The following is a 19,266-nucleotide window of genomic DNA, read 5'->3' as shown; positions in this document are numbered from 1 at the left end:
TTTATAAAAAATAAACTAGCTTTACAAAAAACTTTAGGGGTGCCTTGCGCTGAGATATACCCTTTGAACCTGATGCAGTTAGTACTGCCGAAGGGAAAAGTAAGAGCAACCCTCTTGTTGTTCTTTTTCCATTCCTGTAATGGGCTATTCCTGGAGTTTTTAATTGAACAAAAAATTAAAAACTTATGGAGATCTCTGTAAATCAACAACATTATCAGCTGAAAGAACCTTGTTCTGTTGAACAAATGCTAAGCCTTGTCAACGCACCGGCCAAAGGCATTGCTGTAGCGGTTAACCATACCATTATCACAAAATCTGACTGGCCAGTCCATGTATTGCGGCAGGGCGACCAGGTGATGCTCATCAAAGCCACCCAGGGGGGCTGAACTCTTTTAACAAACCCATTTATCCCATTCCAGCAGCTGAAATTTTGAAACATCGGTTTCATCATCCTAAAAACGAATAACAATGAAAGTAGAAAAAACACCTGGCGAACAGGTAATCAGTCGCACTCCTTTTCCGGCATCCCGTAAGGTATACGTGAAAGGCCAGCTGCATGACATTGAAGTGGCCATGCGCGAGATTACTTTGAGCAACACCAAAATCCACAATGGTTTTGGCTTAACCGAGCCCAACCCGGCAGTTACAGTTTATGATACGAGCGGGCCTTATACCGATCCTGATGCCCATATTGATGTAAAAAAAGGCCTGCCCCGATTAAGGGAAAAATGGATTACCGGCAGAAAAGATGTGGAGCAGCTGCCGGAGATCAGTTCTGATTACGGACAGCAGCGCCTGGCCGACAATAAACTGGATGTTTTGCGGTTTTCGCACCTGAACAAGCCCTATAAAGCAATAAAAGGCGCCAATGTATCGCAAATGCATTATGCCAAAAAAGGTATCATTACCGCCGAAATGGAATACATTGCCATCCGCGAGAACCAGCGCATAGACTTGCTGAACGAACAGCTGGGTGTGCAGTTTGAAGTGATGGGCCATCAGCATAAAGGTCATAGTTTTGGCGCCAATACGCCTAAGGGTTATATTACACCCGAATTTGTGCGTGCAGAAGTGGCTGCAGGCCGGGCGGTCATTCCCTGTAACATCAACCACCCCGAGCTGGAGCCGATGATCATTGGCCGCAATTTCCTGGTGAAGATCAATGCCAATATCGGCAACTCGGCCGTTACATCCTCAATTGAGGAAGAAGTTGAAAAAGCCGTGTGGGCCTGCAGGTGGGGCGCCGATACGATTATGGACCTTTCGACGGGTAAAAACATCCATGAAACCCGGGAATGGATCATCCGCAACTCCCCTGTTCCGATTGGTACGGTGCCGATTTACCAGGCCCTGGAAAAGGTGAACGGTAAGGCTGAAGATTTAACCTGGGAGCTGTTCAGGGATACCCTGATTGAGCAGGCCGAACAGGGGGTAGATTATTTTACCATCCATGCGGGTGTGCTGTTGCGGTATGTGCCTTTAACGGCCAAAAGGATAACTGGTATTGTTTCCCGTGGCGGTTCCATTATGGCCAAATGGTGCCTGGCGCATCATAAAGAGAATTTCCTGTATACCCATTTTGAAGAAATCTGTGAGATCATGAAGGCTTATGATGTGGCTTTCTCGCTGGGCGATGGCTTAAGGCCGGGCTGTATTGCCGATGCCAATGATGCCGCCCAGTTTGGCGAGCTGGAAACTTTGGGCGAGCTGACTAAAATTGCCTGGAAACATGATGTGCAGACCATTATTGAGGGGCCGGGCCATGTGCCCATGCACCTGATCAAGGAAAATATGGAGAAACAGCTGGAACACTGCTCGGAAGCACCCTTTTATACCCTGGGACCGCTGACTACCGATATTGCGCCTGGATATGACCACATCACTTCGGCCATTGGTGCCGCCATGATCGGTTGGTTTGGTACAGCGATGCTGTGTTATGTAACACCTAAGGAGCATTTGGGCCTGCCCAATAAAAAGGATGTAAAAGATGGTGTGATTACCTATAAGATTGCGGCCCATGCTGCCGATCTGGCCAAAGGGCATCCCGGGGCGCAGTACCGCGACAATGCCCTGAGCAAAGCGCGCTTTGAATTCAGGTGGGATGACCAGTTTAACCTGTCGCTCGACCCGGATACGGCCAGAGAGTTCCATGACGAAACACTACCTGCGGATGGGGCCAAGATCGCCCATTTCTGTTCGATGTGCGGACCCAATTTCTGCTCGATGAAAATAACGCAGGATGTGCGGAAGTACGCATCGGAACAGGGTGTGGATGAGCAGGAAGCTTTGGAAAAAGGTATGGCAGCTAAATCTAAAGAGTTTACTGAGAAAGGAAGTGAAATCTATCTGTAAATGAAAATGTTATAATTAATATTTATGGAAATCATTGTCATTTCAGACCCGCTTTATTTTAAAGCTGAAGCCTGGCTGATCAACCAGCTTTTTGAAGCGGGGATGCCCATTTTTCATTTGAGAAAGGTGGGCAGGAACAGGGCCGATTATGCGGCGCTGCTTGGGGGCATAGACGAGGATTACCACGACCGGCTTGCCCTGCACCAGTTCCATGAACTGCAGGCAGATTTCCCATTGGTTAAGCGGCTGCATTACCCGGAGCAAATGAGAAAGGAGCTGGATGCTAAAGGCCTGCCTTTTCCCTCCGGAGATGATGTTTTGAGTACTTCTATCCATCATCCCGATGCATTGCTGGAGCTTACCCGATTTGAGTATACCTTTTACGGACCGGTGTTTAACAGTTTGTCCAAACCCGGATATACCGGAATAGCAGAGGCGGATGCCGGTTTTACCTTGCCGGTTAAGCGTACCGGCCCAAAAATCATCGCCCTTGGCGGTATAGATGCCGGAAAAGTAAACGCGGTAAGGGCCATGGGATTTGATGGACTGGCCCTGCTTGGAGCGGTATGGATGGATAAAGAACAGGCTTTAAACAGGTTTAAACTGATCAAAGATAAATGCGATAGCAATGATTGAAGAACTGGAACAACACGGGATACCTGGACAGGGCAGCAAGCTACGCCCCTATGCAATGAGCATAGCAGGTTTTGACCCCAGTGCGGGGGCAGGACTTTTAGCCGATGTGAAGTGTTTTGAGCAGCACCAGGTATATGGTTTTGGGGTGTGTACGGCATTAACGGTGCAGACAGATACGCATTTTCTGAAAAACCAGTGGCTAGATGCAGAACAGATCATTGAGCAAATGATGGTACTGCTGCTGAAATTTGAAGTGAAGGCCTGTAAGATCGGCCTGATCAAGAACAGCAGGATCTTACTGGAAGTGGTTAGCCATTTAAGGCAGCATGCCCCCGAGATTAAGATTGTACTGGATCCGGTGTTAAAGGCAAGTGCGGGTTATGCCTTTCATGACTGGGAAAATGGTTTGAAGAAGCTGGAGCCGGTACTGAGGCAAATTGACCTGATTACACCCAATTATCCGGAAATGCTGAGCCTGGGCGGAAAATCAGGGGCCGGACAGTTAACAGCCATTGCACAGCACTGGGCAGCCTATTGCCCTGTATTGCTTAAAGGGGGACACCTGGAAAAAAACAAGGGTATAGATTATTTATTTGAAGGTAGTCAACATTTTGAATTAAAGCCAGATATATTATCAAATTTTCAGAAACACGGGTCTGGCTGCGTCTTATCGGCCGCCATTACTGCCCGGCTGGCCAAAGGTGATCACCTGCTGCAGGCCTGCATTTCGGCAAAAAAATATACAGCACATTTTTTAAACAGTAACAACAGCCTGTTAGGCTATCATTATGAGGATTGACCAATTGCATTATATTTCTCAGGCAAGCCGGGAGGGGCACCTGGAAGCCATTGAGCGGGTTTTACTGGCCGGCGGAAAGTGGATACAGTTAAGGGTAAAAAATGAGCCGGAAGCAGTGGTACTGTCACTGGCCATAGCTGCCGCCGCCTTATGCAAAAAGCATGCGGCCAGGCTGATCGTAAACGATTACCCCGAAATTGCCTTAAAGGCAGGTGCAGATGGTGTGCACCTGGGCCTGGACGATATGCCTGTTGCAGCAGCAAGGGCTATACTTGGCCCCGACCTGATCATTGGCGGCACGGCCAATACTTTTGGACAGCTGCAGCAAAGGGTAGCTGAGGGGGCAGATTATATCGGTTTAGGCCCCTACCGCTTTACTACCACCAAACAGAACCTGAGTCCGGTTATTGGCCTGCAGGGCTATGTAAAACTGATGGAGCAGGCGAAAGCAGCCGGGATAGGTACCCCTGTTATTGCCATAGGAGGCATTACAGCGGACGATATCCCTTTACTGATGCAGGCAGGCCTGTATGGGGTAGCTGTTTCGGGAGCATTGAGCCATCCGCAGGATACTTCTGTTGTATTGAACCACATCAACCATTTATTATGTTAAAAATAGCAGATAAAATATTTAGCTCCCGGCTCTTTACCGGCACGGGAAAGTTCAGTTCGGCTGTAGAAATGGAAGCAGCTTTGCTGGCTTCGGGCTCTGAGCTGGTTACGGTAGCCCTGAAAAGGGTTGACCTGAATGCAGGTGATGATGACATCCTGAAGCACCTGAAACATGCGCACATCAACCTGCTGCCCAATACCTCTGGGGTAAGAAATGCCAAAGAAGCAGTTTTTGCAGCACAAATGGCCAGGGAAGCCCTGGAAACCAACTGGGTAAAACTGGAGATCCACCCGGACCCCAAATACCTGATGCCCGACCCTATCGAGACTTTAAAAGCCACAGAAGAACTGGCTAAACTGGGCTTTATTGTTTTGCCTTATGTGCATGCCGACCCGGTATTGTGCAAGCGGCTGGAGGATGCAGGAACTTCGGCAGTTATGCCCCTTGGATCGCCCATAGGCAGTAATAAAGGTTTAAAAACGATAGATTTTCTGGAGATCATCATTGCCCAGAGCAAGGTGCCGGTTATTGTGGACGCAGGAATAGGCGCCCCATCTGATGCGGCAAAAGCGATGGAAATTGGTGCCGATGCGGTACTGGTAAATACGGCAATTGCTGTTGCAGGAAATCCGGGACTGATGGCCGGGGCCTTTAAAATGGCTGTAATGGCAGGCCGGATGGCCTTTGAAGCCAGGCTGGGCAAGGTATCGGCGGGTATGCAGGCCCTTGGCAGCAGTCCGCTTACCTCTTTTCTCGACTAATTTAAAGACCAATAACATGGGTAGTTTCAATGATATTTTTAAAGCCTGCAGCTGGGAAGAAACCAGTAACAGCATTTACGCAAAGACCAGTGCGGATGTGGAACGGGCCCTGGCTTGGGGTACAGCTAAAAGAACGCTGGAAGATTTTAAAGCACTGCTCTCTCCTGCTGCTGCACCTTACCTGGAACAGATGGCCGAAATAAGCCGGCAGCTTACCTTAAAACGCTTTGGGCGAGTGCTGCAAATGTATGTGCCCCTGTACCTTTCCAATGAATGCAACAACATCTGCACGTATTGCGGCTTTAGCTACGACAATAAAGTGAGGCGCAAGACCCTCTCTCCTATAGAGATCATGCAGGAAGTGGTGGCTATTAAAGAAATGGGTTTCGATCATGTATTGCTGGTTACGGGCGAGGCCAGCCAGTCGGTACATACCGCTTATTTTAAACAGGTGCTGGAACTGATCCGTCCACATTTTGCGCAGATCTCTATGGAAGTTCAGCCTTTAGACCTGGCCGATTACGAAGAGCTACGGCCCTATGGTTTAAATACCGTGCTGGTATATCAGGAAACCTATCACCAGGAAGATTATAAAAAGCATCACCCCAGGGGTAAGAAATCCAATTTCCTGTACCGGCTGGAAACGCCCGACCGGCTGGGCCAGGCAGGCATTCATAAAATAGGCCTGGGGGTGTTGATTGGCCTGGAGGACTGGCGTACGGATTCATTTTTTACGGCTTTGCACCTGGATTACCTGGAAAAAACCTACTGGCAAAGCAAATACAGCATTTCATTTCCGAGGTTGCGGCCTTTTAGCGGGGGGCTGGAGCCTAAGGTGGCGATGAGCGACAGGGAGCTGGTGCAGCTGATCTGTGCTTACCGCTTGTTTAATGAGGAGGTTGAGCTGTCCATCTCGACCAGGGAATCGCAGGTATTCAGGGACAATATCATTAAGCTGGGCATTACTGCCATGAGTGCAGGTTCTAAGACCAATCCCGGTGGCTATGTGGTAGAACCGGCCTCGCTGGAGCAGTTTGAGATATCGGACGAGCGCAGTGCAAAAGAAATTGCGGCCATGCTTGCACAGCAGGGCTATGAAGCCGTTTGGAAAGATTGGGACAACAGTTTGGTTTAAGGAAATGGAAAATCAGAAACGTTACGACAGGCAGGTCATCCTTCCGGAAATTGGCCTGGATGGGCAGCAAAAACTTAAAAATGCGAGGGTGCTTGTTATTGGGGCGGGTGGCCTGGGCTGTCCCCTGCTCCTGTACCTTGCCGCTGCAGGTATAGGCCATATGGGCATAGCCGACCATGATGTGGTGGACGAGAGCAACCTGCAGCGGCAGATTTTATACCAGATGGCGGATATAGGAGGCTTAAAAGCCGAAATTGCGGTAAACAAGCTTGGCTTAATGAACCCGGATGTGGATTTCAGGGCTTATCCCTTTAAACTGGGTATGGAAAATGCGGCTGAACTGATTGCTGCCTACGACCTGATCATCGATGGTTCTGACAATTTCCCTACCCGCTACCTGGTAAATGATACCTGTGTGGCCTTAAATAAAACACTGGTATTTGGTTCTATATTTCGATTTGAAGGGCAGGTAACGGTATTTAATCATAAAGGGGGACCAGATTACCGTTCCCTTTACCCCGAGCCACCGGCAGCAACTGAAATGCCCAATTGTGCTGAAGCCGGGGTAATTGGTACGTTGCCCGGAATTACAGGCACCTTAATGGCCAATGAGGCCATCAAGATCATTTGTGGCTTTGGTGAGGTATTGTCGGGGAAACTGCTGCTGTTTAATGCACTGAACAATGAAATGCAGGTATTTGGCTTTGGCCGCCACAATGTGCAAAACCGACGCGCTGTAGGGCAGACAGGAAAGATGGATGTGCCGGCCCTGCCCGGACCACAGGAAATCAGCCCCGGTCAGCTCGCAGAATGGAAAAATGAAAACATAGCGTATCAGCTGATAGACGTAAGGGAAGCTTATGAATACGAAGAATACCATATTGGTGGCATCAATATCCCCCTTTATGAATTAAGCCAGCACATCCCCGCCCTGCTTCAGTATGAAAAGATCGTTTTTTGCTGTGCTTCAGGAACAAGGAGCAAAATTGCACTAAACCTGATGAAGAATAATCATAAAGCTGAGTGCTATACTTTAATCGTTTCTGCAAATCAGCAAACATAATGTTACCTTTGCAGTATGATAGCAATAGGACAATACAACGATCTGAGGATTATAAAAAAAACAGAAGAAGGTCTGATTTTAACTGAAGGGGAAAAAGAGGTGTTACTGCCTTATGTTGATGTACCTAAAGCGGCTGAAATTGGCGATAACCTGAATGTTTTTGTGTTTATGCAAAAAGATGACAGGTTGCAGGCCACCACAAAAAGACCTTTGGCCTGCGTAGGTGATTTTGCTTATCTGACTGTTGTTGATGAAACTGAAGATGGCGGTGCTTTTATGGATATCGGTTTGGGTAAGGATATTTATGTACCTAAACGCGAACAAAAACGCCCGATGTTTAAAGGTGACAAGCATGTGGTATATGTTTTTCTGGATGAGAGCAACGACCGTATGCTGGCCTCGTCCAAGCTGCTGAACTTTGTGGAAGAAGAAGATATAGACCTTGAAGAAGGTGATGAAGTGAGTTTACTGATTGTTGACCGCTCGGATATGGGTTATAATGCAATTGTTGACAACAAATACATTGGCCTCTTGTATACCAATGAGTTATTTGATGAACTGAACCCAGGGGAAACCAGGAAGGGCTGGATCAAAAAGATCCGTGTAGAAGGTAAGATCGACCTGAGCTTACAGCCTATGGGCTATGGGCATATCCTGGAAACCAAGGATGTATTGCTGGAAGAGCTGAAAGACAGTGGCGGTGTAATTGCTTTGGGCGATAAAAGTTCACCTGAAGACATTTACCAGCGTTTTAAGATCAGCAAAAGTGCTTTTAAGAAAGCAATTGGTGGTTTGTATAAAGAAAGGCTGATCACGATCGCTGATCATGAGATCAGAGTTAATGTTGATCATGAAGCGGAGTAATAGCAGGATTGGAGTATGAGGATTAGTTTAACAGAAAAATAAACCATGCTATTCATTGGCTGGCATCTGCTCCCCGGCTTTTTAACAAAGCCGGGAAACAGCGCCTAGGCCAATTCATAGCAGGTATATTTTTCTGTTTTAGCATGATGCATAAGCTGGGTGTCTCTCCTAAGCATCATGCTATGAAAGTAAAAATGCTTGCTTTTTTACTTTCTTAAATATTCCCTTTCTTCAATTCTTTAACCGCATAATCGGATGCACGCGCAGTTAATGCCATAAAGGTTAAAGATGGGTTCTGACAGGCAATAGATGGCATACAGGAACCATCAGTAACGAATACATTGCTGACTTCATGCATTTGGTTCCATTTGTTGAGCACAGATGTTTTCGGGTCATTCCCCATTCTGGCGGTTCCCATTTCATGGATGGCCATACCCGGATAACAACCATTGTCATAGGTTTTAATGTTTTTCATGCCTGCTGCTTCCAGCATTTCGGCGGCATCGTTCATCATATCGATACGCATCTTTTTCTCGTTCTCCTTGTACTCACAATCAATAGCCAGTACCGGCTGTCCCCATTTGTCTTTTTTGGTTTTATCGATGTAAACCCGGTTTTCATAGTAAGGCAACATTTCTCCAAAGCCGCCCAAGCCCATAGTCCAGGCCCCTGGTTTGTTCATTTTATCTTTAAAATCAGCACCTATGGCCAGTTCTGCCACATCACTTTGCCAGTTTTTCCGGCTGGCACCACCCTGGTAGCCAAAGCCACGTAAATAATCACGTTTATCGCTGCCGACATTGCGGTACCGGGGCACATAAATCCCGTTTGCACGGCGACCGAAGGTATATTTATCTTCAAAACCAGGCGCTTCAGCCGATGCACCGCAACGGAAATGGTGGTCCATCAGGTTATGGCCCAGTTGTCCGCTTCCATTGCCCAGACCGTTAGGGTGCGCCTCGGAAGTAGAGTTCAAAAGGATAAATGTGGAACCTAAGGTAGAACCATTTACAAAAACAATTTTTGCATAGAATTCCATTGTTTTCTGCGTTTCCGCATCTATCACCATTACACCTTTGGCCTTTTTGGTGTTTTTATCGTAAATGATATGGTTAACGATGGAATAAGGCCTTAAGGTGAGCCTGCCTGTAGCCTGGGCTGCCGGTAAGGTAGAAGATTGTGTACTGAAATAAGCACCAAAAGGACAGCCACGACTGCAGAGGTTACGGTACTGGCAATTGCCACGCCCTTTATGCGGAACAGTTAAATTTGCTACACGGCCAATGGTCATGATCCGTGTTCTTTTGTAATGCTCTTCAATGCGTTTTTTAACAGATTTCTCTACACAGTTCAGGTCCATAGGTGGCAGGAACTGTCCGTCGGGTAATAATGGCCAGTTTTCGGCCTGACCGCTGATACCGGCAAAACGTTCGGCATAATCGTACCATGGGGCAATATCTTTATAGCGGATGGGCCAGTCGTTTCCATGCCCATCCCTGGCATTGTCCTCAAAATTATGGTCGCTGAACCGGTAGCTCTGACGGCCCCACATTAAGGATTTGCCACCCACATGGAACCCGCGGTACCAGTCGAAACGCTTGTCTTCAGTATAAGGGCATTCCAAATCGTTTACCCACCATTTTTCATTTGCTTCCTGATAAGGATAGTCCCTTTTCTGAACAGGGTGAGTTCTTTTTTGCTCTTCGGTGAGTTTGCCTGCATGCTGGAACTCCCATGGGTTTTTCATGGCAGAATCATAGTCCTTCACATGCTCTATGTTCATTCCCCGTTCCAGCATCAGCACCCTGAGGCCTTTTTCTGTAAGTTCTTTTGCAGCCCAGCCGCCACTGATCCCCGATCCTATGACGATAGCATCGTATGTATTTTCTTTCTTTAAATCTGTATTGATGTTCATGATGTGTAATTCCTTATTTTAAAACATTAGGTGGCCCATGACTTTTGTCCGGGTTTCAGTGTAGTGGCACCATCGTAACGACCCGGGATGGCGATGTATTCACGCGCCTGGGTACAACCGATCTCTGAGGCATAATATCCCAGAATGGTCAGGTCCCTTACAATGACAAAAAAATAAGGCACATTTTTTTTGGCTGCTTTATCAGCCTTTTGCTGTGTAATGGTATCAGTACGGAGCTTAGCTACCAGCTCCTCACGTTCTTTTACGCCCAGCAATAAGAAACTTTTGTTAAAATCTTTCATGGACCGGGCTTCCAGATCCTTTAAGCCTTCTGCAAAGGCTTCCTGCATTTTGGCAGGATAACAATCTTTGATCATCATAGGGATGAAACTGCCCAGGCCTGCAGCCTTGGCACCAGGTGCATCTTTGGTTGATGGAATGATGATGTCTGCAAGTTCGGCCAGGATTTTCTCCTGGTCGGCGGAGAAGGAGACGGTATTTTTCTCATTTTCCGGAAGGGTAAAGCTTTCAAATAAAACACCGAAGGTAGTGGCCGAAATTGCAGTTCCTAGCCAGATAGCGGTGTTTTTAAGCGCTTCTCGTCTATTCATGGTTGTTTAAGGTGGTTATTGTGTGTGGTTTAAATGCGTTTAAAAATAAGGTAGTCAAAATAGAACTTATTTGCAGGATTTCAAAAGAGATATTGTAATTTTTACAATATCTCTTTTCCGTATATTTACAGGGTTATTTTATTCATAAATTACGGTATCCGATATGAAGCATATACAGTTAAGGTGGGCAGACCTGGACCCCAATTTTCACCTGAGGCATAGCAGTTATTACGATCTGGCAGCACAGGAAAGGATAGATATACTGGATGCCTATGGCATTACCCTCCAATTGATGAAAACGGAGAACGTGGGGCCGGTATTGTTTAAAGAACAATGTGAGTTCAGAAGGGAGATCCACCTGGGTACAAAGATCCATATTGTAACCAGTTTACTGAAAATGAAAAGGGATGGTTCAAGATGGATCATTCAGCATGAGTTTCTTTCAGAAGAAGGTAAATTGCATGCACTGATCCAGGTGGAGGGCAGCTGGATGGACACTGTTAAAAGGAAACTGGCCAGACCGGTGCCTGTCGCAATATTTGAGGGGCTGGAAAAATTCCCCAAAACACCGGATTTTGAATACCTGTAAGGGGCATCAAAAGTTAAAACCTACCGACAGGTAGAGCATACTGGCTTCTTTGGAAAGCCCGACAGTGCCCTGCAAGAGGATCACTTCGCCCGGCATTACATACAGGCCAGCACCATAGCCCTGATGCCAGCGGTTAGAATGTTCCCCTTTTTCCCATACCCTGCCCACATCGGTAAAACCGACCATACCTACGGTACCCGGAACCAGGTAAGAAGTAAAATTGAAGAGCTTAAGCCTCAGGTCCAGATTGTTGTAAAACATGGAATTACCTGTAAAACGTTTGCTGTTGAAGCCCCTCAGGCTGTTTACTCCACCCAGCTGCATGCGCTGAAAAAAGGTTGGGCTGCCTATGGTTGTGCCCCCGCCGATCCTGTTGGCAATAACCAGTCCGGATTTGCCCGGGTTAAGGTAAAAACGGAACTCAGCGGTAACAGCCCCATAACTGCCGCTCCCTTCATCCAGCCGGTGCTGCGCAAGAAAACTGGTTTTCCAGAAAATCCCCTTTTTGGGCACCGAAATGTTGTCGCGGCTGTCGTACACCAGTCCCCCTGAAAAACCACCATATAATTTATTGGCAAATACTTCCGCTTCGGGATTGGCTATATTAAAATCGTTAAAAAACCTTTCCTCATTATCGGCAGCACTACTCATGTAATAGGAAAACAATACCCCCACATCGGCCCTCAGGTGTTTGCCCAATTGCCTGCCCAGCTTCAGATCGGCATTGAGGTAATTGTACCTGTTGCGGTAATAGGAAATCCCGTCTTCACGGTCGGGCCCGCCATTATCGGTATCAAAATCATGGTCTATGTTCTCTGTATTGTTGCCCAGTCCGAAAAAGTTGCTCAGGTTATTGGGTCCAAGCAGGTTGGCATGTACCGTAAGGTCGTTGTTGCCTATGGCCTTTTTAAAATCTGAGACATAATCGAGTATAAAAGAGCGCCGGCCACTGTTATAGTTCACCCAGAATTCGTGTTTACGGGCATAGGGTTCCTTTCTGAAACCTTGCTTTTCGATCACATAGCCCAGCGCGACCTGTATGCCCTGGTCGATGTTGTATCCACCGTTAAAAAGCACCCCGGTACGGTCGTACAAGAAGCTGTTCTTGTCAAAACGGTTTACCAGCGTGTCATTTGCCAACCTGAATTTAGCCAGTGACCTTGCAGGAAAATGATTGGCTGTATCTGGCTGATCGTAGATAAAGGGCTTATTTTTCACATCTGCAGCTACCTGATAGGAATTGCCGGCTGGCCCGCCTACCAGGCGGACACGGATGCGGGAACTGCCTGCACCTTCTACGACAAAAGTATCTTCACCGCCGATACCAAAAAGCCTGACTTCTTTGGTGATGTGCTGATCAAAAATCCTTTTGTATACCAGACGGCCTTTTTTTCCTTCTTTATTGATGTTGTTGATGCTCAGCTCTACATCTCCGTTGTCCAGGTTTTTAACTTTAATGATCTCCTTTTTTTCAGAGGCGGGTACATCTACATGGATAGACAGGAAGCGGTAATAATGCTGGGTAAGCGAATCCAGTTTATCCCTTCGGGAAATAAAATGGCGCATCAGTTCGGCGCCGTTCAGTTTAAAAATGGTATCGGGCATTTGTTTAAAGGCTTCCAGCACCACTTCATTGCTCAGCTTCTGCTGCACGTAGGCTGCTTCTTTTTTCCAGTCCTGCGCCGTAAGTTCGTTTAAAAAATAGCGGTCAAAATACCGTTCATTAAAGCTCCAGTGGTCTACATCCCTGATGTTATCGCTGTAAGGCTGCAAATGGGTCTTGAGCCACTGATGGGTAAGCACCCAGGGAAATACCCCGGTAGTTTTATAAAAGACCTTGTCTCTGTCGCGGGGCACAGGGATATAGGTTGTTTCCCCTTTATCTTTGTCCTTTTCTGCCAGCCAGCGCCAGTTGTCTTCATGCCTGTCCCAGTCGCCCAGCAAAAAATCGAGCATCCTTGCCCTTAACGTAAGCTGTTGTTCGGCCCGGGTATCATTGTTCTGCTGGATCTTGCGCTGAACTTTTTCGGTATTGTCTGTTTCCTTTTCAAAAGGACTTCTTTCTTCTATTAAATAAACGGCATTGGCGAAACGCTCCCGGTATTCGCCCAGGCCGGGATCATCACCTACATATACGATTTCCGGTTTAGAATGTGGGATGCCGAGTGCAGAGGCCAGTGTGGGCACCACCAGTGCAGCAAAAGGGTGATTGGTAGAGACCTGGTCCTGGGCGATGTCTTTGGCGATGGTGGCACGAAGGTTCTCGGCCATGCCCTGCTCAGGATATTTCTGAACGGTACGCAGGGCCCATTCCTTACCAGTGGGGTCGACAAGCCTTAAAGAGCGGGTCTGCATTCCCCCGCCAAGCTTTACAATTTTGAGCCCCCCTTTTTCTTTCTGCAGGTCGATGATCCTCAATTTTACAGGTGTAGCCCAGATCTTACGATAGCTTTCGCCCAGCCAGAACCGGTGAAAGGTACTGACACTATTGTACTCGGGTGCAACGGCAACGGTGATGGAGTCTTTTGCTGGCAGTTGCTGTGCTTTTGCAACAGAATATGCAGCAGTTAAAACCGGACCAGACAACAATACTGCAAACAGACTCTTTTTAAAATGCATGTTAATTTAGCTATTAATATTTCACCCCTATCCTGAGGGCTTTTAATCCTTCCACCCCTTGTAATTCTTCCAGTTCAAGGTGTTCCAGATCATCGTTCAGCATACGTTTGGCCTGTAATTTTTTAATGTAACCGATGTATTCTTTGGCTTCGGCACCGTTAAAATATACAATGGCTATTTTTCCGGGCTGGGTAAGCCTTTCTGAAGTACCTTTGATCAGGGCCTTATCAATGCGCTTTTTTACCATCTGGTAGCGGATATTGTAGCTACCCTCTACATCGAAACGCTGCTCATCTATCCGGAAACTGATATCGATCAGCTTTTCGTAGACAAAGATCAGCTGTGTGGTTTCCAGCGGGGTAGAAAAGTAAGGGCCCAGGTTGTTGGTTGTACGGGCAATTTCGGCCAGCACACGCAGTTGCCGCAGCCTGAAATCATGTAAAATACCCTGTGGGAAACTGAGGCCTGGTGCGATAGACTGCCCCAGGTAAAGATCGAACTCTACCCCATCCGTACGGAATTTCTCGAAATAACAGGGATATATGCTCTGCAGTTCGGCATTAAACTCGTCCAGGTGCCGGGTTACCGCCACATTGATCATTTGCATGCTCTTTTCATAGCGTTCCCTGTTCTCAAAGATCTTACCTTTATCGCCCGTAAGTGTAAAATAGCTGTTCACCACATCTTCCACTTCAGGATAAGTTTCCTTTAAATGTTGTAAAGCATTAGGGATCTGGCGTTGCAGGTAGTCTTCCGTTTTAAATATTTCGCGGTCAGACAGTTCATCAAGGTGCTTGTAGCTCCATACTGAAGCCCCTTTAGGGATTTCGTTTTCGGTACAGGCACTTGCTTTTTCCCTGATGGCGCTGAGTGTGCTCTCAAGGATCTCGAAATGTGCATAGAGGTCCCTGCGGATGGCCGCATTACGCTGTATACTGGAATTCCTGATGTCTATAGCCGCATAAAAAGGATATACATTTTTAAAAAAGACCGGTTCGATGGGGAAATTCCGGTCCCTTGCGCCCGACTGGATGTAGTTATAGGCTGCTTCGTGGAAACGCCACTGTACAGAAGGCTGCAAGGCTGTAAACTTATCCATGATTACATCCTGTAAGTCGTTGTTGAAGTCGACAATCACCCCCTGGAACAATTGCGCCAGCAAGGGAAAGGAACCTTCAATTTTACTGAGTGTATGGCCGTTGAACAGACTGGGGTCTTTAGTGTAAAGTTCCAGACAGCCCACCAGCTTGGCATTATAATACAGCGGGAACAGGGCATAAGATTTAATCCCCACTGTTCCCAGGAGCTTTAACATGGGATAACTCAGGTACTCCTCCTCCGTTATTTCCGGAAAGATCAGCGTTCGGGGCTGACTGATGTAGTCGTCGATCAGCTGGTTGTATTCACTATCGCCCTGCCCTTGTTCCCTGGCCAGCTGCATCAGTATGCTGTTGAAGCCTGAAAGCTCATTGATCTGCAGTTTATTGTTCAGTTTGATGTAAGGGATCATGCCAAAATCAACCTGATCGGTACCTACCAGGGTTTTTAAGGCTGTTGCAATTTCCCTGGTGTGCAGGCCCTGCTGGGATTCATTGTGCTGGATGACCAGGTTCTTCACCGTTTCGAGTGCATACTCTCCGGTTACGTCTGTTAAGGTAACAATGGAGATGCCCTCGATGGTAAACAATTCCGGCGGGATCAGCCTGGTCAGGATTTTTAAGGTATTCCTTTCATCCTTTATATCGTCTTTAACGTCCTTTAAATTGTATTCAGGTAATTTGGTTTTGGTTTTAACATCCAGAAAACGGGTATCAACATTTAAACGGTAATACCTGAGCAAATGGGTTTCCGGATCGATAACAGAATGAATGGTGAACTGGTTGCCTGTTAAAGAAAAATTATAAAAGCGCTCCATGATGATATTATAAAACGCAGAAAGCAGGTTTTTCTCCATTTCCTTCTTAGAAGGAAGCTTAAGATCGGCTTTGAGGTTACAGTTCCCTTCATCCATAAAAACACTGTAAAAGGCATTTGTACCATAATGAAAGCGGGGCGAAATGGGGGTTCCCAGCGCCCAGTACTGTTCCTTTTCGTCTGTTATAATTGGGGATAAAGCGGTATAGATGAGTTCAAAAAGTTCGGAATAGCGCTGTGCATTTTCGGCAGGTATAGGATCTTTAAGTTCAGGATAAGCATTAAACTGCCCGAGTATGTATTTGTAGAAGTTTACTTTTACAGTTTTTTCTTCTTCCGCCCTTTTTTCAACATATTCAATAAAGGGGCGTAAAGAGAGCTTAATATCCGCACCAACAATATGTTGTCCCGATTCACTGATGCTCTTGTTCAGATCTAGCGTTATTGCTTGCATTTATATGTTTTGTTTAGCGCAGCCAGGCGGCCGTGCCCCAAATTTACTACCTGTATCCAGATAATCTGTAAAACAAAGGTAATTATTTCTTCACAGTCGGTAAATACCTGAATTTTATAATGTTGCCATCGTTAAGTTCATCTCCTTCATTAGATATGTAAAGGTTCAGGTCCTTATCAAAGGCAATGCCTTCGGGCTGGTTAAAAATAGAGGAATTTAAGCGGTGTGCGGCTGTAATTTTCCAGTTTGAATCGGCTACCAGGAGCAGTTTATTGACCGAGGACAGGATAAACCATTCTTTTGTTGCAGGATTTCTGGTTAGTGCAGAAGGACGTAAACTTGCTTTTAGCTTATTATCCAGCGCTTTGATGTGGTTAAGATTGATCTTAAAAGGTACCGGTCCGGTTAAACTATCGGCCTCCTTTTTATAATCGAATACATAGCCGCTAAGCGCGTTGGTCTTTTTGTCTACCGGGCAGTTTTTACACAAAATATAGATTTTATTGCTTTCCGGATCAGCATAGAGGCTTTCATACTCAGCTTTTGGCACCAGATGCTTTCTTTCTTTTACCTGGTCGGATTCCTCTTTTACCGTTTCTGAAAAAGGAAAGGAATACAGGGAACCGTTGCTTTTGAGTACAAATACCATTTCCTGAAAAATGGCCAGGTCTTCATAGTCGCCCTTAGGCCCAAACTTCATATTCTGTTGCTTTTTCACATCCCATTTTTGTCTGAACAACTTACCATCCTCATCCTGGATGCTGTAAACGGTATCGCTGTTGCCATTGTGAAAGGCGATGCCGGAAATTTCGAGCAGACTGGAGGGCATGTTAAATTTATCGGGTTTGCTGAAATCGTAGCCTTTGGGGCTGCTGTACTTGTTGGCCGGATTTTTACACGCACAAGCCCCAAAAATGGAGAGCAGAAGGGTAACATATAAAAAGTTCCTGTAAATATTTTTCATAAGTGGGTTGGGTTAGTCTTATTCGATTGTAAAAATAAATATACTGACTCCTGAACATTATCATTTAGCTGTAAGTTAATGATTTTGACCAGTGTTTGTTTCAGCCCGGGCTGGTAAACGGGAAAACAAACTTCTATCCTGCTGTAAATATTCCTGTTCATCCAGTCGGCCGAGCCCATGTAGACCTCCTGGTTGCCATTGTTTTCGAACAGAAAGATGCGGCCATGCTCCAGGTAGCGGTCTACAATCCGCGTTACGCTGATGTTATCACTCAGGCCCGCTATACCCGGGATGAGGCAGCAGATACCCCTTACGATCAATTTTACAGGTACACCGGCCGCTGAAGCCTCATATAATTTTGTGATCAGCGTACGCTCTTCCAGGTTGTTTAATTTTATGATGATGCCCGACTTCAGGGCATTTTTAGCATTCAGGATCTCCCTTTCGATCAGGTCCAGAAACCTTTGCTGCAGGTTAAACTGGGCCACCAGCAGGTGTTCAAAACTGATCATATCCTCTGGAGAGGGGGCTTTTTTACTTTTGCTTAAAAAGCCGAAAAGGGCTTCCAGTTCTTTTAGCATAGGCTGATGCGCGGTAAGCAGGATCTGGTCCGTATAAAACCTGGCGGTATTTTCATTCAGGTTTCCGGTAGCTAAAAGGCCCAGGTATTGTGTTTCTGCTGTAACCTGCCTTTTTACAAGGGCTACCTTAGCATGTACCTTAAGGTCTATACTGCTGTAAATGATTTTAACCCCTGCGGCTTTCATCTGTTTGGCCCATTTGATGTTATTTGCTTCATCAAACCGGGCCTTCAGTTCAACCAGGGCCACTACTTTTTTTCCGTTCCGGGCAGCGGTCATCAGGGCACTTACAATTCTGGAATTGCTGGCTACGCGGTAAAGGGTGGTATAAATTTCTTTGGTATAAATATCGTTTGCGGCCTCATTAAAAAAGCGGAGTACGGGGTCGTAGCTTTGGTAAGGAACATTGATCAGGATGTCTTTTTTTAAGATGAGGTTGAAAAGGGTCTCATTTTCGGCCAGTATAAGGGAATCTGAAGCGGGCCATTTGGGATAGCTGAACTCCGCTCCCTTAAGGGGAAAACTGCTGAGGTCTTTCAGGTTATGGTAAGTTCCGCCTTCTACCACTTCGGCCTTATGCAGTTTTAGGGCATAAATGACCCTGTACAGGTTTCGGAGCGGAATTCCCGGTTCACATAAAAAACGGGTGGCAAAGCCAAAATCGCGGGTTTCCAGCTGACGTTCCAGGGCTTCAGTAAGGTCTTCCTTATTTCCGCTCTCAATTTTCAGTTCCGCGTCGCGGGTGATCTTCAGGTTAAAAACACCTTTAATCACATCATCCGGAAACAGATAGGCAATATTGTGTTTAAGGATATCCTCCAGAAAAACAATGTACCTGGCTTCAGCTGTTTTAATGGCATATAAGCGGGGCAGTGTTTCTGAGGGGATGCTGATCAGTTCCAGGCGTTCTTTGCCAGTTTTGTCTTCCAGAACAACCAGCTGGTAGAGTTTATTGTTCTCTGCAAAAAAATCTGTAAGGTCGTTATCAATACAAACAGGGTAAATGTATGCCAGTACTTCCGTAAAAAAGACATGGGCAACTTTGGCCGAGATGCTTTCGGGGATGGGCTGGTTGTAAATCCAGTAAATGCTGTTTCTTTCCAGTTCGGGAAGGATCTGCTCCCTGATGATGGCCCCAAACTGCTGTTGCTGTTCATTGATCTCGGCTTTGGCCAATGTAAAATGATCAGTTTCACCGGCTATTGATCCATGTTCACTTAAGGCCATTAAAACAGGGATCCTTACCCTGTAAAACTCATCCAGGTTGGAAGAATAAATAGAAAGGAATTTAATACGTTCCAGTAAGGGCACACTGGCTTTTGCAGCCTCCATCAGCACCCGTCTGTTAAAGCTGAGCCAGCTCAGATCCCGGTTATAAAAAACGGCCTTTTCCATC

The 19,266-nt window shown here is 46.4% G+C and carries 16 protein-coding genes and 1 riboswitch; of the genes, 10 read left to right on the top strand and 6 right to left on the bottom strand.

Going from position 1 to position 19,266, the window contains the following annotated elements; translation table 11 throughout:
* Positions 1-25 precede the first annotated feature (25 nt).
* Positions 26-113, top strand: a riboswitch (TPP riboswitch).
* A gap of 72 nt (positions 114-185) precedes the next feature.
* From thiS to HDC92_RS05585, 9 genes are all read left to right on the top strand, one after another.
* On the top strand, positions 186-386 hold the full coding sequence (thiS, locus tag HDC92_RS05625; protein WP_183872912.1) for a sulfur carrier protein ThiS: 201 nt from the start codon (positions 186-188) through the stop codon (positions 384-386).
* 82 nt (positions 387-468) lie between these two features.
* Positions 469-2,352, top strand: a complete 1,884-nt coding sequence (gene thiC / locus HDC92_RS05620; RefSeq protein WP_183872910.1) for a phosphomethylpyrimidine synthase ThiC — start codon at positions 469-471, stop codon at positions 2,350-2,352.
* A gap of 24 nt (positions 2,353-2,376) precedes the next feature.
* Entirely contained in the window at positions 2,377-2,988 is a 612-nt protein-coding gene (locus HDC92_RS05615; protein ID WP_183872908.1) for a thiamine phosphate synthase, read from the top strand.
* A complete protein-coding gene (locus HDC92_RS05610; RefSeq protein WP_183872906.1) occupies positions 2,981-3,787 on the top strand; it encodes a hydroxymethylpyrimidine/phosphomethylpyrimidine kinase in 807 nt (268 codons plus the stop codon). The genes HDC92_RS05615 and HDC92_RS05610 overlap by 8 nt, the downstream gene beginning before the upstream one ends.
* Positions 3,777-4,400: a thiamine phosphate synthase gene (locus HDC92_RS05605; RefSeq protein WP_015808285.1), complete on the top strand. Its 624-nt coding sequence runs from the start codon at positions 3,777-3,779 to the stop codon at positions 4,398-4,400. The genes HDC92_RS05610 and HDC92_RS05605 overlap by 11 nt, the downstream gene beginning before the upstream one ends.
* Positions 4,394-5,161, top strand: a complete 768-nt coding sequence (locus HDC92_RS05600) for a thiazole synthase (RefSeq protein WP_183872905.1) — start codon at positions 4,394-4,396, stop codon at positions 5,159-5,161. Before HDC92_RS05605 ends, HDC92_RS05600 begins: the two co-directional genes overlap by 7 nt.
* 16 nt (positions 5,162-5,177) lie before the next feature.
* Complete coding sequence (thiH, locus tag HDC92_RS05595; protein WP_183872903.1) at positions 5,178-6,296, top strand: 2-iminoacetate synthase ThiH; 1,119 nt, start codon at positions 5,178-5,180, stop codon at positions 6,294-6,296.
* A 4-nt stretch (positions 6,297-6,300) separates the two neighbouring features.
* Positions 6,301-7,359, top strand: coding sequence for a HesA/MoeB/ThiF family protein (gene moeB, locus HDC92_RS05590; RefSeq protein WP_255484457.1), 1,059 nt, complete (start codon positions 6,301-6,303; stop codon positions 7,357-7,359).
* A 15-nt stretch (positions 7,360-7,374) separates the two neighbouring features.
* Positions 7,375-8,223: a S1 RNA-binding domain-containing protein gene (locus HDC92_RS05585; RefSeq protein WP_183872899.1), complete on the top strand. Its 849-nt coding sequence runs from the start codon at positions 7,375-7,377 to the stop codon at positions 8,221-8,223.
* A gap of 214 nt (positions 8,224-8,437) precedes the next feature.
* Here the strand turns inward: HDC92_RS05585 and HDC92_RS05580 are convergent, their stop codons facing one another.
* Together HDC92_RS05580 and HDC92_RS05575 are read right to left on the bottom strand one after the other, a co-directional pair.
* Positions 8,438-10,138 (bottom strand): GMC oxidoreductase, encoded by a 1,701-nt coding sequence (locus HDC92_RS05580; RefSeq protein WP_183872897.1) that lies wholly within the window; start codon positions 10,136-10,138, stop codon positions 8,438-8,440.
* Positions 10,139-10,164: 26 nt separating this feature from the next.
* Complete coding sequence (locus tag HDC92_RS05575; RefSeq protein WP_183872895.1) at positions 10,165-10,749, bottom strand: gluconate 2-dehydrogenase subunit 3 family protein; 585 nt, start codon at positions 10,747-10,749, stop codon at positions 10,165-10,167.
* 163 nt (positions 10,750-10,912) lie between these two features.
* On the opposite strand from HDC92_RS05575, the gene HDC92_RS05570 reads away from it, so the two are divergent.
* Positions 10,913-11,338, top strand: a complete 426-nt coding sequence (locus tag HDC92_RS05570; RefSeq protein WP_015808292.1) for an acyl-CoA thioesterase — start codon at positions 10,913-10,915, stop codon at positions 11,336-11,338.
* Between the two features lie 6 nt (positions 11,339-11,344).
* On the opposite strand, the gene HDC92_RS05565 is transcribed toward HDC92_RS05570, so the two are convergent.
* From HDC92_RS05565 to ppk1, 4 genes are all read right to left on the bottom strand, one after another.
* Positions 11,345-13,957 carry a BamA/TamA family outer membrane protein gene (locus HDC92_RS05565; protein ID WP_015808293.1) on the bottom strand — a complete coding sequence of 871 codons (2,613 nt, stop codon included), beginning with the start codon at positions 13,955-13,957 and terminating at the stop codon, positions 11,345-11,347.
* Positions 13,958-13,970: 13 nt separating this feature from the next.
* A complete protein-coding gene (locus HDC92_RS05560; protein WP_015808294.1) occupies positions 13,971-16,325 on the bottom strand; it encodes a GAF domain-containing protein in 2,355 nt (784 codons plus the stop codon).
* Between the two features lie 82 nt (positions 16,326-16,407).
* Positions 16,408-17,289 (bottom strand): SdiA-regulated domain-containing protein, encoded by an 882-nt coding sequence (locus tag HDC92_RS05555; RefSeq protein WP_015808295.1) that lies wholly within the window; start codon positions 17,287-17,289, stop codon positions 16,408-16,410.
* Positions 17,286-19,265, bottom strand: a complete 1,980-nt coding sequence (gene ppk1, locus HDC92_RS05550; protein ID WP_183872893.1) for a polyphosphate kinase 1 — start codon at positions 19,263-19,265, stop codon at positions 17,286-17,288. The genes HDC92_RS05555 and ppk1 overlap by 4 nt, the downstream gene beginning before the upstream one ends.
* Position 19,266: the final 1 nt, after the last annotated feature.

Origin of the sequence: Pedobacter sp. AK017, from assembly GCF_014200825.1 — a bacterium.
Lineage (GTDB): Bacteria > Bacteroidota > Bacteroidia > Sphingobacteriales > Sphingobacteriaceae > Pedobacter > Pedobacter heparinus.
The sequence above is the reverse complement of the archived record's forward strand: the minus strand, read 5'-3'. Positions and strand labels throughout refer to the sequence as shown.

What these genes read in the sequence shown, in the direction of transcription:
- thiS (WP_183872912.1), top strand. Translation starts at nt 186, where the DNA reads ATGGAGATCTCTGTAAATCAACAACATTATCAGCTGAAAGAACCTTGT.
- thiC (WP_183872910.1), top strand. Translation starts at nt 469, where the DNA reads ATGAAAGTAGAAAAAACACCTGGCGAACAGGTAATCAGTCGCACTCCT.
- HDC92_RS05615 (WP_183872908.1), top strand. Translation starts at nt 2,377, where the DNA reads ATGGAAATCATTGTCATTTCAGACCCGCTTTATTTTAAAGCTGAAGCC.
- HDC92_RS05610 (WP_183872906.1), top strand. Translation starts at nt 2,981, where the DNA reads ATGATTGAAGAACTGGAACAACACGGGATACCTGGACAGGGCAGCAAG.
- HDC92_RS05605 (WP_015808285.1), top strand. Translation starts at nt 3,777, where the DNA reads ATGAGGATTGACCAATTGCATTATATTTCTCAGGCAAGCCGGGAGGGG.
- HDC92_RS05600 (WP_183872905.1), top strand. Translation starts at nt 4,394, where the DNA reads ATGTTAAAAATAGCAGATAAAATATTTAGCTCCCGGCTCTTTACCGGC.
- thiH (WP_183872903.1), top strand. Translation starts at nt 5,178, where the DNA reads ATGGGTAGTTTCAATGATATTTTTAAAGCCTGCAGCTGGGAAGAAACC.
- moeB (WP_255484457.1), top strand. Translation starts at nt 6,301, where the DNA reads ATGGAAAATCAGAAACGTTACGACAGGCAGGTCATCCTTCCGGAAATT.
- HDC92_RS05585 (WP_183872899.1), top strand. Translation starts at nt 7,375, where the DNA reads ATGATAGCAATAGGACAATACAACGATCTGAGGATTATAAAAAAAACA.
- HDC92_RS05580 (WP_183872897.1), bottom strand. Translation starts at nt 10,138, where the DNA reads ATGAACATCAATACAGATTTAAAGAAAGAAAATACATACGATGCTATC.
- HDC92_RS05575 (WP_183872895.1), bottom strand. Translation starts at nt 10,749, where the DNA reads ATGAATAGACGAGAAGCGCTTAAAAACACCGCTATCTGGCTAGGAACT.
- HDC92_RS05570 (WP_015808292.1), top strand. Translation starts at nt 10,913, where the DNA reads ATGAAGCATATACAGTTAAGGTGGGCAGACCTGGACCCCAATTTTCAC.
- HDC92_RS05565 (WP_015808293.1), bottom strand. Translation starts at nt 13,957, where the DNA reads ATGCATTTTAAAAAGAGTCTGTTTGCAGTATTGTTGTCTGGTCCGGTT.
- HDC92_RS05560 (WP_015808294.1), bottom strand. Translation starts at nt 16,325, where the DNA reads ATGCAAGCAATAACGCTAGATCTGAACAAGAGCATCAGTGAATCGGGA.
- HDC92_RS05555 (WP_015808295.1), bottom strand. Translation starts at nt 17,289, where the DNA reads ATGAAAAATATTTACAGGAACTTTTTATATGTTACCCTTCTGCTCTCC.
- ppk1 (WP_183872893.1), bottom strand. Translation starts at nt 19,265, where the DNA reads ATGGAAAAGGCCGTTTTTTATAACCGGGATCTGAGCTGGCTCAGCTTT.